At 53.4% G+C, this 16,198-nt stretch carries 16 protein-coding genes; 3 read left to right on the top strand and 13 right to left on the bottom strand.

Annotated features, from left to right (window positions below; translation table 11 throughout):
• Positions 1-13: 13 nt before the first annotated feature.
• Together tpiA and GHC22_RS22475 are read right to left on the bottom strand one after the other, a co-directional pair.
• Positions 14-781 carry a triose-phosphate isomerase gene (tpiA, locus tag GHC22_RS22480; RefSeq protein WP_003028783.1) on the bottom strand — a complete coding sequence of 256 codons (768 nt, stop codon included), beginning with the start codon at positions 779-781 and terminating at the stop codon, positions 14-16.
• A gap of 228 nt (positions 782-1,009) precedes the next feature.
• Entirely contained in the window at positions 1,010-1,612 is a 603-nt protein-coding gene (locus GHC22_RS22475; protein WP_071444510.1) for a YiiQ family protein, read from the bottom strand.
• Between the two features lie 100 nt (positions 1,613-1,712).
• Between GHC22_RS22475 and GHC22_RS22470 the strand changes: the two genes are divergently transcribed.
• The gene (locus GHC22_RS22470) at positions 1,713-2,141 is read left to right on the top strand and encodes a DUF805 domain-containing protein (protein ID WP_008787028.1); all 429 of its coding nucleotides are present in this window, start codon (positions 1,713-1,715) and stop codon (positions 2,139-2,141) included.
• Between the two features lie 63 nt (positions 2,142-2,204).
• Here GHC22_RS22470 and fpr read toward each other — a convergent pair whose 3' ends face one another.
• From fpr to GHC22_RS22450, 4 genes are all read right to left on the bottom strand, one after another.
• The gene (fpr, locus tag GHC22_RS22465; RefSeq protein WP_008787029.1) at positions 2,205-2,951 is read right to left on the bottom strand and encodes a ferredoxin--NADP(+) reductase; all 747 of its coding nucleotides are present in this window, start codon (positions 2,949-2,951) and stop codon (positions 2,205-2,207) included.
• 95 nt (positions 2,952-3,046) lie between these two features.
• Positions 3,047-4,057, bottom strand: coding sequence for a class II fructose-bisphosphatase (glpX, locus tag GHC22_RS22460; protein WP_111466272.1), 1,011 nt, complete (start codon positions 4,055-4,057; stop codon positions 3,047-3,049).
• Positions 4,058-4,192: 135 nt separating this feature from the next.
• Entirely contained in the window at positions 4,193-5,701 is a 1,509-nt protein-coding gene (gene glpK, locus GHC22_RS22455) for a glycerol kinase GlpK (RefSeq protein WP_003028792.1), read from the bottom strand.
• Positions 5,702-5,723: 22 nt separating this feature from the next.
• A complete protein-coding gene (locus tag GHC22_RS22450; protein WP_008787032.1) occupies positions 5,724-6,569 on the bottom strand; it encodes an MIP/aquaporin family protein in 846 nt (281 codons plus the stop codon).
• Positions 6,570-6,997: 428 nt separating this feature from the next.
• Between GHC22_RS22450 and zapB the strand changes: the two genes are divergently transcribed.
• Positions 6,998-7,243 (top strand): septal ring assembly protein ZapB, encoded by a 246-nt coding sequence (gene zapB, locus GHC22_RS22445; RefSeq protein WP_088732415.1) that lies wholly within the window; start codon positions 6,998-7,000, stop codon positions 7,241-7,243.
• A gap of 216 nt (positions 7,244-7,459) precedes the next feature.
• Here the strand turns inward: zapB and rraA are convergent, their stop codons facing one another.
• The 7 genes from rraA to priA all read right to left on the bottom strand — a co-directional run bounded on the left by rraA (position 7,460) and on the right by priA (position 15,446).
• Positions 7,460-7,945: a ribonuclease E activity regulator RraA gene (gene rraA / locus GHC22_RS22440; protein WP_008787034.1), complete on the bottom strand. Its 486-nt coding sequence runs from the start codon at positions 7,943-7,945 to the stop codon at positions 7,460-7,462.
• 92 nt (positions 7,946-8,037) lie between these two features.
• Positions 8,038-8,967: a 1,4-dihydroxy-2-naphthoate polyprenyltransferase gene (gene menA, locus GHC22_RS22435; protein WP_003825185.1), complete on the bottom strand. Its 930-nt coding sequence runs from the start codon at positions 8,965-8,967 to the stop codon at positions 8,038-8,040.
• 67 nt (positions 8,968-9,034) lie between these two features.
• On the bottom strand, positions 9,035-10,366 hold the full coding sequence (gene hslU / locus GHC22_RS22430; protein WP_003028803.1) for an HslU--HslV peptidase ATPase subunit: 1,332 nt from the start codon (positions 10,364-10,366) through the stop codon (positions 9,035-9,037).
• Positions 10,367-10,375: 9 nt separating this feature from the next.
• On the bottom strand, positions 10,376-10,906 hold the full coding sequence (gene hslV / locus GHC22_RS22425; protein WP_003028805.1) for an ATP-dependent protease subunit HslV: 531 nt from the start codon (positions 10,904-10,906) through the stop codon (positions 10,376-10,378).
• A gap of 91 nt (positions 10,907-10,997) precedes the next feature.
• Positions 10,998-11,972, bottom strand: coding sequence for a cell division protein FtsN (gene ftsN, locus GHC22_RS22420; protein ID WP_153753917.1), 975 nt, complete (start codon positions 11,970-11,972; stop codon positions 10,998-11,000).
• A 93-nt stretch (positions 11,973-12,065) separates the two neighbouring features.
• Entirely contained in the window at positions 12,066-13,091 is a 1,026-nt protein-coding gene (cytR, locus tag GHC22_RS22415; RefSeq protein ID WP_125363043.1) for a DNA-binding transcriptional regulator CytR, read from the bottom strand.
• A gap of 156 nt (positions 13,092-13,247) precedes the next feature.
• Positions 13,248-15,446 carry a primosomal protein N' gene (priA, locus tag GHC22_RS22410; protein ID WP_048215183.1) on the bottom strand — a complete coding sequence of 733 codons (2,199 nt, stop codon included), beginning with the start codon at positions 15,444-15,446 and terminating at the stop codon, positions 13,248-13,250.
• Between the two features lie 257 nt (positions 15,447-15,703).
• On the opposite strand from priA, the gene rpmE reads away from it, so the two are divergent.
• Positions 15,704-15,916 carry a 50S ribosomal protein L31 gene (rpmE, locus tag GHC22_RS22405; RefSeq protein ID WP_008787040.1) on the top strand — a complete coding sequence of 71 codons (213 nt, stop codon included), beginning with the start codon at positions 15,704-15,706 and terminating at the stop codon, positions 15,914-15,916.
• Positions 15,917-16,198 lie beyond the last annotated feature (282 nt).

Below are 16,198 nucleotides of genomic sequence, written 5' to 3'. Positions count from 1 at the left end.
CCGCCTTAACAACTTAAGCCTGTTTAGCGGCTTCTGCTGCTTTAACGATGACTGCGAAGGCGTCTGCTTTCAGAGAAGCACCACCGACCAGCGCACCGTCGATGTCCGGCTGAGCAAACAGTTCTGCCGCGTTAGCTGCGTTTACAGAACCGCCGTACTGGATGATTACTTGCTCAGCGATTTTCGCGTCAGCTTTAGCAATGTGGTCACGAATAAATTTGTGAACAGCCTGAGCCTGAGCAGGAGTTGCAGATTTACCGGTACCGATAGCCCATACTGGTTCGTAAGCGATAACGACGCCTTCGAATGCTGCCGCGCCCTGAGTTTTCAGAACTGCGTCGATCTGACGTGCACAAACTTCTTCAGTTTTGCCCGCTTCGTTTTCTGCTTCGGTTTCACCGATGCACAGAACTGGAGTCAGACCCTGCTCTTTCAGTACGGCGAATTTTTTAGCGATCAGCTCGTCAGATTCTTTGTGGTAAGTACGACGCTCAGAGTGACCGATAATGATGTACTGCGCGCCAATGTCTTTCAGCATTTCAGCACTTGTTTCACCAGTGAATGCGCCAGACAGGTTCAGGTCAACGTTCTGCGCGCCCAGAATGATGTGGCTACCGGCAGCGGCGTGTTTCGCCAGGTCGATATACATTTCCGGCGGAGCAATCGCTACTGCACAGCCAGCAACGCCAGCCAGTTCTTTACGCAGATTAGCAACCAGTTCGTTTACCATGTGGCGGCTGCCGTTCAGTTTCCAGTTACCCATCACTAAAGGATGTCGCATTTCATTTCTCCACGCTTGTCAGCGAATTAAGGAATATGGCCGCCCGTCAGGGCAGCATGGTCTGTGAAACAGTATAGAGATTCATCCCCCGAAAGGCTTTGCTTTTTGTCATTTCCCCGTCATTCTCCACGTTGCAGGTGCGTTGGCTGTACTCTCTCACCCCAGTCACTTACTGATGTAAGCTCCTGGGGATTCGTTGCGTCGCCGCCTTCCTGAAACGTGAATAATTTAGGGGGAATTCGACCCTTCGAGGTTTTCAGATAGAGCCAGCTTAATCGGTTCAACAGCGAAGGTCAGCCCCTTTTCACCGTTATCTGCCACGACATAGCGAATTGCGCCTTCTGTTTCGGCGTAATAGTGCTTACCTTTGCCTGCGGCGAGCAGTTTTTGCAGTTTTTTCTGGCTCTGTTCCTTCGTCAGTAGCGGTGCGACGGTGCGGATGACGGCGGTCATGTATTCCAGCGCTTTCGCTTTGGCTGCCTTTTGCTCTGGCCCTTGAATTGGTAACCAGGTTATCTGCATGCTTTTGATTTTCAGGGTACCGCGCTCAAGGGCGGAAGACGCATACAGGTTTTCATTGATTTTGCTGGCCGCGCGGGTGAGATTTGCCCGATCGCGACTGCTGTCGATGGCGCGGAACTCATTCAGGATCAGCTTCGGATTCTGTGTATTAAAGTTTTCGCGAAACTGGCTAATCGACAGGTCAAAGGTCGGCGCGCCCGCCAGTAAATAGGGGGCTGTGGTTGCCGTCGATGGCGCTTCCGCCAATGCCGCAGGGCTGGCGGTTAAGGCTGAAAACAATAATAAAAACAGTGTAAATCCGTGCTTCATCAATCGTACCTTTCATTCTCACTGCTCACGATTAAAACGGTAACCGTCGAGCTTGTCAAAAGGGTAAACTGTTCTGGAAGGTAATAATAAAGGAACTTACATGACCATACAGCAGTGGTTATTCTCATTTAAAGGGCGCATCGGGCGCCGTGATTTCTGGATTTGGATTGGCCTATGGATCGTCGGCATGCTGGTTTTGTTTTCGCTGGCGAGCAAACAATTACTCGATATTCAGACCGCGGCTTTTTGTCTGGTGTGTCTGCTATGGCCAACGGCGGCAGTGACGGTAAAACGTCTGCATGACCGTGGGCGTTCTGGAGCGTGGGCGCTGTTGATGATTCTGGCGTGGATGCTGCTGGCCGGAAATTGGGCGATGTTACCCGGCGTCTGGCAATGGGCGGTAGGCCGCTTTGTTCCAACGTTGATTCTGGTCGGCATGCTTATCGATCTGGGTGCGTTCATTGGCACCCAGGACGCAAATAAATATGGTAAGGATACGCAGGACGTAAAGTACAGGGCTGACTCGTAGGCCGGATAAGTGTATGCGCCATCCGGCAAAATGCCCGGGCGTTTACCGGGCATTGAAACGTTCTTACCAGTAGTGCTCTGCGGTCATATGGCCCGGTCGGCGGCGCAGGTGTTTGGTCATCTGCCGGGTGTCCTTCAGCAACTGCTGGGTATCGCGCACCATCTGCGGGTTTCCGCAGAGCATCACATGACAGGTTTCTTTATCCATTGGCAGCCCGACCGCTTTTTCCAGTTCACCGCTTTCAATTAGTGCCGGTACACGCCCGGTCAGCGAATCTGCCACGGTTTCACGACTGACCACCGTCTGGATGCGTAATTTACCTTCGTAGCGCTTTTCCAGGGCCTGCATCAACGGTAGATAGCTCAAATCGGCGGCATAGCGCGCGGCGTGGACCAGCACCAGATTTTTGAAGCGATCCAGGTCTTTGCCTAATTGCAGAATCGACAAATATGGGCCGATAGCCGTGCCGGTTGCCAGCATCCACAGCGTGTCGCAATCGGGGACTTCATCCAGCACGAAGAAACCAGCAGCTTCACTCACCACCTGGACTTCATCGCCAGGCTTCAGCGCTGCCAGACGAGGGCTGAGTTTGCCGTCGGGAACCGTCACCAGATAAAACTCTAAATCGGGGTTATCAGGGGCATTGACGTAAGAATAGGCACGCTGGACGCGCTCGCCGTCGATCTCAAGGCCAAGCTTGGTGAATTGACCTGCAGTGAAAGGAAGAACCGGAGCTCGCACGGTCAAACTAAACAGGGCATCGGTCCAGTTCTGTACCTTCGTGACTTTGCCTGTTACCCAATCTGCCATGGTTTTCTCCTGTCTGCTTTGATTGCCTTATCTTCGTTCGTTGGACGAAAGATTTCCAGCCCATATGGGCTGGAAGGCTCTATTGATCAAATCAATTACAGGATGTGCGCCTGCACATCGGGATCTTTACGATCGAGGTAGTGAATCGACTGAATGCGACGGATCGTACGTGATTTGCCGCGGATCAGCAGCGTTTCGGTGGTCGCGATATTACCTTTGCGGCTAATCCCTTCCAGCAAATCGCCTTTGGTGATGCCGGTGGCGGAGAAAATGACGTTGTCGCTACGCGCCATTTCATCGAGACGCAGCGCTTTGCCCGCTTCAATACCCATGGCGGCGCAACGAGCGAGTTCCTGTTCGCCAATGCGACGGTTCTCTTCGCTGCCGCCTTTGACGTCATGACGCGCCAGCAAACGACCCTGCATGTCGCCGTCCAGCGCGCGGATAACGGCGGCAGAAACGACACCTTCCGGTGCGCCGCCAATGCCGTACAGCACGTCAACTTCACTGTCTGGCATGCATGTCAGAATGGAAGCAGCAACGTCACCGTCTGGAATAGCAAAGACGCGCACGCCCAGTTTTTGCATTTCGGCGATCGTTTCATCATGGCGTGGCTTGGCCAGAATGGTGACGGTCAGTTCACTCAGCGGCTTATTGAGTGCAGCGGCAACGTTATGCAGGTTGGCTTCCAGCGACAGGTTCAGGTCGATAGACCCTTTTGCGCCTGGGCCGACAATCAGCTTTTCCATGTACATGTCTGGCGCGTTCAGGAAGCAGCCTTTATCGCCAACAGCCAGTACGGCCAGCGCGTTTGCCTGACCCATTGCCGTCATGCGTGTGCCTTCGATAGGATCGACGGCGATGTCGACCGCATCACCAAGACCGGTCCCGACTTTCTCACCGATAAACAGCATCGGTGCTTCATCGATCTCACCCTCGCCAATCACGATGGTGCCGTCGATATTGACCTGGTTGAGCATAATACGCATGGCGTTTACCGCCGCGCCGTCAGCGGTATTTTTGTCGCCGCGGCCCAGCCATTTATAGCCAGCCAGCGCGGCCGCTTCGGTCACGCGTGAAAATTCAATGGCAAGTTCTCGTCTCATTGCAAACTCGTAGCTAAAAGGAATGGCGCGAAGTGTAGCACAGGGGAGGGGGCGAGATTATTGATGTGTGTGCGGGGTTGCCCCCGCACGAAGATATTGCCGGATAAGGCACAGTTGCCATCCGGCTATGACGTATTACTCGTCGTGATCTTCCCACGCCATGGCGCGTTTGACCGCTTTTTTCCAGCCGCTGTAACGGAAGTTACGTTCGGTGGTTTCGATACCTGGGCGGAATTCACGCTCGATGACCGCTTTTTCCTGCAGCTCATCCAGATTCTGCCAGAAGCCTACTGCCAGACCAGCCAGGTATGCCGCACCCAATGCGGTGACTTCGCGGACTTCCGGGCGCTCAACGCGCGTGCCGAGAATGTCGGACTGGAACTGCATCAGGAAGTTGTTGGCGACCGCACCGCCATCGACGCGCAGGGCGTGCAGGCGAATACCGGAGTCAGCCTGCATTGCTTCCAGAACATCACGGGTCTGGTATGCAATAGATTCAAGCGTGGCGCGGATGATGTGGTTGGAGTTTACCCCACGGGTCAGACCAAAGATGGCGCCGCGAGCATACGGGTCCCAGTACGGTGCGCCCAGGCCAGTAAATGCCGGAACGACGTACACGCCGTTGGTGTCTTTCACTTTGGTGGCGAAATATTCGGAGTCGAACGCATCGCTGATGAGTTTCATTTCATCACGCAGCCACTGGATAGATGCGCCAGCCATAAATACCGCACCTTCCAGCGCGTAGTTCACTTCCCCGGTCGGTCCGCAAGCGATGGTGGTCAGCAGTCCGTTTTCGGACTTAACGGCTTTCTCGCCGGTGTTCATCAGCATGAAGCAGCCGGTACCGTAAGTGTTTTTCGCCATCCCTTCCTTCACGCACAGCTGGCCAAACAGCGCCGCCTGCTGGTCACCGGCGATACCGGAGATAGGAATACGAATACCGCCTTTACCACCGATGTTGGTCTGGCCGTACACTTCAGAAGAGCGACGAACTTCAGGCAGCATTGCACGCGGAATATCCAGCGCATCCAGCATCGTGTCATCCCAGTCCAGGGAGTGGATGTTGAACAGCATGGTACGTGAGGCGTTGGTGTAATCCGTGACGTGTACACGTCCCTGCGTCATTTTCCAGATAAGCCAGGTATCTACGGTACCGAACAGCAGTTCGCCGCGACGAGCGCGCTCACGCGAGCCTTCTACGTGGTCGAGGATCCACTTCACTTTGGTGCCGGAGAAGTACGGGTCAATGACCAGACCTGTATTATTACGGATGTACTCTTCCATACCGTCGCGCTTGAGCTTTTCGCAGATATCCGCGGTACGACGACACTGCCACACAATCGCGTTATAGATAGGTTTACCGGTTTCGCGTTCCCAGACGATGGTGGTTTCACGCTGGTTGGTAATACCGATCGCTGCAATTTCATCGGAACTGATATCGGCTTTCGCCAGAACTTCTACCAGCGTGGAGCTTTGGGTCGCCCAAATTTCCATCGGGTCATGTTCTACCCAACCTGCTTTCGGGTAGATTTGCTCGAATTCGCGCTGTGAAACGGCAACGATATTCGCATCGTGGTCCATTACGACCGCGCGGGAGCTGGTGGTGCCCTGGTCGAGCGCAACGATATATTTTTTTTCAGTCATAATTTTTTGTCCCGTAGTCACATTACTGCGAAGCTTTTTGTTGAGTGTTGGCCGCAACGTCTTTTTCTTCAATCGCGCAGACATCGCACGGTAAATGACGACCAATCAGTTTGCGATATGCCCATGCGCCCAAAATCGCGCCGGTAATCGGGCCAAACACCGGAACCAGGAAGTAAGGGATATCGCGACCACCCGTGAAGGCAATCTCACCCCATCCGGCCATCCAGGCGAAGAGTTTCGGTCCGAAGTCACGTGCCGGGTTCATCGCAAAACCTGTCAGCGGACCCATGGAAGCACCAATAACGGCAATCAACAAGCCGATCAGCAGTGGTGCCAGCGGACCACGAGGTACACCGTTACCATCGTCGGTCAGAGCCAGAATCAGCCCCATTAGAATAGCGGTAATGACCATTTCAACCGCGAAGGCCTGCACAAAATTGATATGCGGGTTCGGATAGGTGGAGAAAGTACCTGCCAGACCCAGGCTCTCGGTACTGCCGCGTACGATATGGTTAGTTTGTTCGAAATCGAGGAAAAGATTGTAATAAAGCCCGTAAACCAGTGCCGCTGCGCAAAAGGCGCCGGCAATTTGCGAAATAATAAAAGGAACAACTTTGCGTTTATCAAAACAGGCGAACAGCCAGAGTGCGATGGTTACCGCGGGATTCAGGTGTGCACCAGAAACGCCTGCGGTCAGATAGATAGCCATCGCTACCCCCAGACCCCAGATGACACTGATTTCCCACTGACCGAAAGTAGCCCCAGCCACTTTAAGTGCAGCGACACAGCCCACACCGAAGAAAATCAACAACCCGGTACCGAGGAATTCAGCAATGCACTGGCCTTTTAAGGTTGATGTTTGACTCATAATCGGATCCTGAAGAGAGTTTAATGTTTATTGTGTGCGAGAAGGTCACTGACATCCCCGGAGCCGGTAGGCACACTGTTAATTTATCGTTAACGCGCAAAAACGAGAAATATCGAAATTAAAATGTGTGTACTGCATCAACAAAATGAGCGTTTTCGCGCCATTGTGAGGTATTTGTTATACAAAAATAGTGTGAGCTGAATCATTTCACTGATCAATCTGTTAACACTTAAGAGTTATGACAGTAATGTCACCAGGAGAAAGACTAAAAGTGTTGCAAACCGCAATCTGCGCGGGATGCCGCTGGACAGGGATGACGCGGCTTCATACAATCGGTGTTAAGTAGAGTGCGCTCGTTTTTATTAAGGCGTCGCCGGTTATCGGGACGAGGATTTTTATCCATCAACGCCTTGCAATTCAGGAGAGGTATGACGATGTCATTAGAAGTGTTTGAGAAACTGGAAGCAAAAGTACAGCAGGCGATTGATACCATCACGCTGTTGCAGATGGAAATCGAAGAGCTGAAAGAAAAGAACAACTCACTGTCGCAGGAAGTTCAGACTGCACAGCAGCAGCGTGAAGAACTGGAGCGTGAGAACAACAACCTGAAAGAACAGCAGAACGGCTGGCAGGATCGTCTGCATGCCCTCCTCGGTCGTATGGAAGAAGTCTAATTACGCTTTATCTTTCGCGCCGTAGCTGCGTTGGCCGCGCTCAGTTACCCCAGTCACGTAGTTTACTACGCTTCTGGGGATACCTTCGTTTGCCGCCTTGCTACAACACGAAATCTTTCGCGTAACCGCCCCTGATTGTAGGCCGGATAAGGCGTAAGCCGCCATCCGGCAATCAGTGACACGCATAAAAAAGGCACCTTGCGGTGCCTTTTTCGCTTACTCGATATCGAGCGGGTCTTCGGAGAGGATTATCCCGGTGTTATCGGCGTACAGGTGGTCGCCGGAGAAGAACGTCACGCCGCCAAAGTTGACGCGCACATCGCTTTCCCCAATGCCTTCACCGGAAGCGCCTACCGGAATTGCGGCAATCGCCTGAATGCCGATATCCAGTTCTTCCAGATCGTCTACCTGGCGTACTGAGCCGTAGATGACCAGACCTTCCCATTCATTCTGTACGGCCAGCCGCGCCAGTTCGGCATCGACCAGCGCACGACGGACAGAACCGCCGCCATCGACCAGCAGAATGCGACCACGGCCGTTTTGTTCGAGCAGATCGTACAGCAACCCGTTGTCCTCGAAACATTTTACCGTGATGATTTGTCCGCCAAACGACGACCGTCCTCCAAAGTTAGAGAACAGCGGTTCCACGACGTTGACATCTTCCTGATAGATGTCACAAAGCTCGGATGTATCGTATTTCATAGGCTTAACGTTCAGTTGCTGCGAGAATTTTTAGTATATCGCGCTATGTGTACTGTTGGCAAAATCATCAATTGTTAATTGATATTTGTCAGTTAAAGAGACCACTGACTTAAGAAAATTCCAACGACAAACAGCAGGTTAGTTAACAATGCCGCTTTTACGGTGCGTTCCAGCATCGGACGCATTGCAGCCGGGTCCATCTCGCGCATTACATAGCGAGCCTGTTTGATCAGCAGCGGAGCGGCGAGGATAAACAGCCATCCCCACAGGCTTTGCAGTGAGAACAGGTTGAACAGTGCCAGACAGACCAGCGTGCCCATCAGCAGACAGGCGTGGTAGCGGCGGGCATTGACAGCACCTAAACGTACGACCAGCGTGTTCTTGCCGTTCTCTCTGTCGCTGTTGATATCGCGCAGGTTGTTGACGTTGAGCACGGCGGTTGCCAGCAGGCCGCAGGCGGTGGCAGGCAGAATCAGCGCTGGAATCAACGTATGCGCCTGCAGATACCAACTTCCCATTACGCTGAGCCAGCCGAAGAATACCAGCACAGAAATATCGCCCAGGCCGATATATCCGTAAGGGCGATTACCCACGGTGTAGGTGATCGCGGCGATAATCGACAGACCGCCGAGCACCAGGAAACCGACAAAATCCGCCAGCGTGTGACAGGCTACAGCAACCAGGGCTAGCCCGGACAGACAGATCAGCACCACGGTGACGATCAGCGCGCGCTTCATCTGCTGTTGGGTGATGACCCCTTTTTGCATACCGCGCAGCGGTCCAATACGGTCGGGTTTGTCGCTGCCTTTAACGGCATCGCCATAGTCGTTAGCGAGATTGGACAGAATTTGCAGCAGTCCTGCCGTAATCAATGCCAGCAGAGCAACCAGCGGATCGAAGTATCCTTGCCACCATGCTAATGCCGTACCGACGATGATCGCCGCGAAGGCGAGCGGTAAGGTCTTAGGTCGTAAACTTTCCAGCCAGGCTTGTGAGCGGCTAATTTGTTGTTGTTCAGTCATATTTAGCGCCAATAAAAATGGGGCTTTATCAGCCCCATCAACAGTGATGAAAATGCATTGAACGCGATTATAGGATAAAACGGCTCAGATCTTCATCTGCGACCAGCGCATCCAGATGTTTGCTCACATATTCGGCATCAATTGTGATGCTTTGGCCGTTCAAATCGCTCGCATCATAGGAAATATCTTCCATCAGACGTTCCAGAACGGTATGCAGACGACGTGCACCGATGTTTTCGGTGGTTTCGTTAACCTGCCAGGCCGCTTCGGCAATGCGTTTAATACCGGATTCAGTGAAGTTGATGTCCACACCTTCAGTCGCCATCAGCGCTTTGTACTGGACGGTGATGGAGGCATTCGGTTCGGTAAGGATACGCTCAAAATCGCTGGTGGTCAGCGCCTGCAGCTCGACACGAATCGGCAGACGACCCTGCAGTTCTGGGATCAGGTCGGACGGTTTGGCTACCTGGAATGCACCAGAAGCGATAAACAGAATGTGATCTGTTTTCACCATGCCGTGCTTGGTGGAGACCGTGCAGCCTTCAACCAGCGGCAGCAGGTCGCGCTGTACGCCTTCACGGGACACGTCCGGGCCGGAGGATTCGCCGCGCTTACAGATTTTGTCGATTTCGTCGATAAACACGATCCCGTGCTGCTCAACGGCGTCGATAGCTTCTTGTTTCAGCTCTTCCGGGTTCACCAGTTTGGCCGCTTCCTCTTCAATCAGCAGCTTCATCGCGTCTTTGATTTTCAGCTTACGCGGTTTTTGCTTCTGACCGCCCAGGTTCTGGAACATGGACTGCAGCTGGCTGGTCATCTCTTCCATTCCTGGAGGCGCCATAATTTCAACGCCCATCGGTGCGGCCGCGAGATCGATTTCGATCTCTTTATCATCCAGCTGGCCTTCACGCAGTTTTTTACGGAATGCCTGACGCGCTGCAGAAGGTTCCTGCGGCTGCTCTGACTGCCCCCAGTTATTTTTAGCTGGTGGGATCAGCACGTCGAGAATGCGCTCTTCCGCCATCTCTTCGGCACGGAAGCGGTTTTTCTCGATTGCCTGCACGCGGACCATTTTGATGGCAGCATCGGTCAGATCGCGGATGATGGAATCTACTTCTTTACCAACATAGCCGACTTCGGTGAATTTTGTTGCTTCAACTTTGATGAACGGCGCGTTGGCTAGTTTTGCCAGACGACGGGCGATTTCGGTTTTACCGACGCCGGTCGGGCCAATCATCAGAATGTTTTTCGGCGTGACTTCATGACGCAACTCTTCGTTGAGCTGCATACGACGCCAGCGGTTACGCAGGGCGATCGCCACGGAACGCTTAGCGTTATCCTGGCCGATGATGTGTTTGTTCAGTTCGCTGACAATTTCGCGTGGGGTCATTTCAGACATGGGGGATCCTTACGCTTTGGAGTTCAATTCTTCGATGGTATGGAAGTGGTTGGTATAAATGCAGATATCCCCTGCAATATCCAACGCTTTCTCAGCAATCTCGCGTGCGCCAAGCTCGGTATTTTCAAGCAGAGCGCGTGCAGCAGCCTGGGCGTAGGGACCGCCGGAGCCGATGGCAATCAGATCGTTTTCTGGCTGGATGACGTCGCCGTTACCGGTGATGATGAGCGATGCAGTTTCATCTGCGACGGCCAGCAGCGCTTCGAGTTTGCGCAGCATACGGTCGGTACGCCAGTCTTTTGCCAGTTCAACGGCAGCTTTCACCAGGTGACCCTGGTGCATTTCCAGCTTGCGTTCAAACAGTTCAAACAGCGTGAATGCATCCGCAGTACCGCCCGCAAAGCCCGCGATGACTTTATCGTTGTACAGACGGCGGACTTTCTTCACGTTGCCTTTCATTACGGTGTTACCCAGTGTGGCCTGACCATCACCGGCGATTACCACATGGCCGTTACGGCGTACGCTTACTATTGTTGTCACGAGCAGACCCCTTGGTTACAAATGCAATGTACAGGCCCCGCACAGTGTACGGGGCGTAATGCAAGTATAGATGGGGGGGATTTTGGGGGTTTCAACCCCCAGTGGAGAGTCGAATGCAGTTTGTGTGACCAGCAACCTTCAGGCGGCTGATGGTGTTGTCGGCATTCTCTTTGCCTTTGACCGGACCAATGACCACACGATTCCAGCCGTTATTGGTGGTAATACGGGAGTTAAAGCCTTCAAAGGCCAGCTGCGCACGCACAGTTTCTGCCTGCTCAGCGCCTTTAAATGATCCGCACTGAACCATCCAGCGGCGTTCATCTTTTTTCTCAGCAGTCTGTTTTGGCGGCTGCGTTTCATTCGTTATTGGCGCGGCCGGTTGCGTTTTCGGCTGAGCGGCGGTGGTATGCGCTGGCGTTTGCAGCAGATCCTGATACGGCTGTTGCGCCGCCGGTTTTGGCTGCGCTTTCGGCTGCTGTACCGGCGCGGCTTGTGCTGTACGCGCTTGCTGCTGCTGATACGGCTGTTCTGTTGCCCGTGGACGCGGCTGCTGAGCCTGCTGCTGGGTGTTGTTCCACTGCTGCTGTTGCACCTGACGCTGACGCTGCAGCGTTTGCTGGCGCTGTTCAGGCGTTTGCTCGTTCCACGGTACTTCGTTGAGCTGTGTCGGCTGTTGACGCATATCAGCCTGCATTTGCGCCAATAGCTGGCGCTGCTCATTGGTTAGCTGGTCGGCATTCAGCACCTCGCCGCCCGCAGACGGTTCGGTAGGCGCACGTACGCCAGGCTGACGGCTTTCCAGCTCTTTGATGTATCGCCAGCGCTCTTCCGGTTTTGGCGGAATGCCATTACCGGTGACTTTCTGGTTTTGCAGCGTTTCGGACTCTTCTTTCTTGTGATGCGTAATGAAGTACAGACCACCGATAAAGGTCACGAGTACGGCTGCAGCAATAGCAACCATTGCGGGCGATACCGCAGGCGTATTGCGTTGTTTTTTCCGTGATGTGCTCTTCTTGCGCCGCGAAGGTGCCGGTTGGCCGCGACGTACATAATCTCGTTGTGCCACTATCGTTTCGCTGTATTTATTCGTTCGTCAGCCCGCCATGTTACTTAAGCGGCGGGCCTTTGACCAGACAGGGGAGTCCGAAAGCACTTTACTTTACGTCAGTGCCCGGGTAGTACCCCGAATAATAAGCTCGCAGTCCAGTAAACGTGAGCCACTGCTGACGCTCTGCCCTTGTAATTGATCGAGCAGTAACAGCATAGCTTCACGTCCGATATCGAAACGCGGCTGTGCGACGGTTGTCAGGGGTGGATCACAAAATTCCGTGAGCGAAATGTTATCAAAGCCAATAATGGATAAATCATCAGGGACTTTCAGACCCTGACGTTTGGCGTAAGAGAGTGCACCCAGCGCCATGACGTCGCTGTGACAAAAGACAGCGGTAGGCGGCTGCGGTAGTTCAAGGAGCTGCTTCAACGCATTGGATCCCGCTTCATAGGTAAAGTCACCGCGCGCGATGAAATGCGGATCGACCGTAATTCCGCTGCGGCGTAATGCCTGAACGTAGCCTTGCAGACGGTAATGGCACAGCGGCATATCTTCGGGCCCGGCGATACAACCAATGCGTTTATGCCCCAGTTCCAGCAGATAATTCATCGCGTTAAAGGCGGCGGTGAGGTTATCAATGTGCACGGTAGGGAGTTCCAGCTCTGGCGCGAACTCGTTCGACATGACCATCGGCGGTAAATTGCGCTGTTCTTCCACGCTGGCATCAAACGGCAGGCGCGAGCTGAGCAGTACCATGCCATCGATCTGCTTGGTGATAATGAGGTTAAGAAACGTCTTTTCCTGCTGATTCTGGTGCGCGCAGTCGCCAATAAGCACCAGGTATCCCTGTTCTGCGGCAGTCACTTCGATGCCACGAATCACTTCGCTAAAAAACGGATCGCAGATATCCGGCACAATCACCAGAATGGTACGTGACTCATTACGCTTAACGTTACGTCCCATTGATTGAGGTAGATATCCCACTTCCAGTGCCGCCTGCTCAACCTTGTTACGGGTTGACTGCGAGACTTTGTCCGGGTTCATTAATGCGCGGGATACGGTTGCCGTTGAGACTTTCGCCTTCAGAGCAACATCTTTCATTGTAGCGGCGGCAACCTGCTTATTCGGTTTCACTCTTTCTCCTCGCCAGAGAGCTGCTGGCACAGACTCGTCCCTGGATAACCTTCATCTGAAACATTTTTATCAGATAGTGAATGGAAGCGGTTACAGAATTTTCATAAAAAGTGTGATGGATCTTTAATTTTACGATCCGCCTCGCATCGTGAGGGGTTATCCCTCGATGGGATCGACATCCAGCACCCATTTAACCTTGCGTGCATCGGGTAGCGTATTGATCAGTGCCAGCGTGCCGCTGACGATATGTTGCAGACGAATCCGTGATGGATGTTGCAACAATATTTGCCAACGATAACGACCACCGCGTTTGGGCGCCAGTGCGGGAACCGGGCCGAGCACCCAGAGTTTGTCATCGGCCAACGGGCTGGCTTGAATGAGATTCCGTAGTTGCTGCAAGAACATTGGTGCATGCTGGTTGTTATGATCTTCTGCCCGCACGATCACATGGCTGGTCCACGGTGGAAGCTGGAGCGTTTGTCGCTCGGCCAGCGCCTGTTCGGCAAACGCGTCATAGCCTTTATACAGCAAGGTTTGCAGCAGCGGATGTTCAGGATGGTGCGTTTGCAGCACCACTTCGCCTTGCTTCCCGGCGCGTCCGGCACGGCCAGAGACCTGCGTATAGAGCTGGGCGAAGCGTTCTGCTGACCGGAAATCTGCAGAGAATAGCGCGCCGTCAACGTCCAGCAGCGCCACCAGAGTGACGTCCGGGAAGTGGTGGCCTTTGGCCAGCATTTGCGTGCCTATAAGAATTCGTGCGCCGCCGCGATGCACTTCCGCCAGATGCTGCTCCAGCGACCCTTTACGGCTGGTGGTGTCGCGATCGATACGTGAAATTGGCACACCGGGGAAAAAAGGTGCCAGAGCCTGCTCAAGCTGTTCGGTGCCGAGTCCTACCGGAACCATATGCGTCGAACCACAGGAAGGGCACTGACGCGGTATTGGGCGCTGGCTGTCGCAGTGGTGGCAACGCAGGTGGTGTTGCGCCTGATGTAGCGTGTAGTAATGATCGCAACGCGGACATTCGGCAATCCAACCACAGTCGTGGCACAGCAGCGCAGGCGCAAAACCACGACGGTTCAAAAACAGGATCACCTGGTTATCCGCCTGCAGGTGCTGACGCATACGGGCGATCAGCGCAGGGGCGAGTCCGGCCTGCACCTGCTGACCTTTGAGATCCAGCACGTGCTGAGTGGCTGGGCGCGCATTTCCGGCGCGGCGCGTCAGGCGCAGCATGCGGTATTTGTTCTGCCGCACGTTACACAGCGTTTCCAGTGCCGGGGTGGCTGAGCCGAGAATAATCGGGATTTGCTCGCTATGGGCGCGGTAAACCGCGAGGTCGCGCGCATGATAGCGCCAGCCTTCCTGCTGTTTATAAGAGCTGTCGTGTTCTTCGTCGATGACAATCACGCCGAGATTTTTAAACGGCGTAAACAGCGAAGAACGCGTGCCGATAACAATCGCCGCCTCGCCATTTTTTGCTTTCAGCCAGGCTGAAAGACGTTCACTGTCGTTTAAACCGGAGTGCAGGACTTCGACCGGCGCATTAAAACGTTCGCGAAAACGGGCAATAGTTTGCGGCGTCAGGCCAATCTCCGGCACCATCACCAGAGCCTGCTTGCCCTGGGCAAGGACGTTTTCCAGAACGCTAAGATAGACCTCTGTTTTGCCTGATCCCGTTACGCCCGCTAATAGCCAGGCGCTAAAACTGTCTGAGGCGCTGTGAATCGCCCCGACGGCGGTGGCCTGCTCGGTGTTCAGCCGCAGACGCTCACCAGAAACCGCGTAGTGCGTACGCCAGTCGCTAAAGCCTGGTGTTTCGCTCGCCAGATCGCACAGCCCTTTTTTCCGCAGTGCCTGTAATGCGGCATCATTAAATTCCAGTTCAGCCACCTGGTCGCGCCAGATTTTCCCCTGGCGTAGCGCAGCCAGCGCCTGTTGCTGCTTGGGAGAACGCTTCAGGCTGTTGAGGTCAATAACCTGGCCTTCTTCAGTGGCAAACCAGTACCACATGGGCGCATTTGTCGCCGGGCGTCCCTGGCGCAGTAAAATTGGCAGAGCGTGAAACAGTACGTCACCGATGGGATGATGATAATAATCAGCCGCCCACAACAGCAGACGCCAGACAGAGGTCGAGTAGACAGGTTCGCTGTCCAGCACTTCGAGAACGGCTTTCAATTCGCTCCGCGGCAGTTCACTGTGCTCGCTGACGGAAAGGACGATACCCACGCGCTCCTGCTGCTTGCCAAAGGGCACGCGTACACGACACCCGGCTTTGGCACTCAAGCCTTCCGGCAGGAGGTAGTCAAAGGTGCGAGGTAGCGGAACAGGTAAGGCAACGTGCGCAACGGGCATTGAATCATCCTGACTTGAAATCTGGCGGGTTAGTATACACATTAGTGGAGGGTAGAATGCGGATCAGTTTGCATGAGCAGGTTAATTTCTGTATGATTCGCCGCCTTTGATGCAAATTGATTGCGTCAAACAATGACCATTACCCGAGAGTTTCAGGCTGTTGATGCAGCGTGAAAGGTAACGGGGAATAATTAACATCGCGTGGTGTCTGGCGTTAGGGCTGGAAGAGCGACGCGGCCTTAAACCGAGGTTTTCCCATGAAAAAAGATATTCACCCGAAATACGAAGAAATTACTGCAAACTGCTCTTGCGGTAACGTCATGAAAATCCGCTCTACCGTCGGTCACGATCTGAACCTGGACGTGTGCGGTCAGTGCCACCCGTTCTATACTGGCAAGCAGCGTGATGTTGCTACCGGTGGCCGTGTTGATCGCTTCAACAAGCGTTTCAGCATCCCAGGCAGCAAGTAAGTTTCAGCTGTCAGAAAAAAGCGCCTTATGGCGCTTTTTTTGTTTCTGCGCTTCAGAACTGAAATATATATTGATGTATTGAATAATCTATTTTATTCAATAAATAAAACGGCGTTTTATTTTTTCGATAAAATATTGCAACTGGTGATCTGCGTCCTTTTTATCTTCTGTCTTTTGCCACTTTTACCAGCTCCTGGCAAAATACCAAAGGTTTCTGCTTTCTTTCTAAAATACACTTTCGTGGAAATATAAAATTAATCTAAAAGCCTTTTTGTTTTCCCA

Source organism: Citrobacter sp. H12-3-2, from assembly GCF_009649895.1.
GTDB lineage: Bacteria > Pseudomonadota > Gammaproteobacteria > Enterobacterales > Enterobacteriaceae > Citrobacter > Citrobacter portucalensis.
Note: the sequence above shows the minus strand (reverse complement) of the source record. Positions and strands in the feature narration are given on the sequence as shown.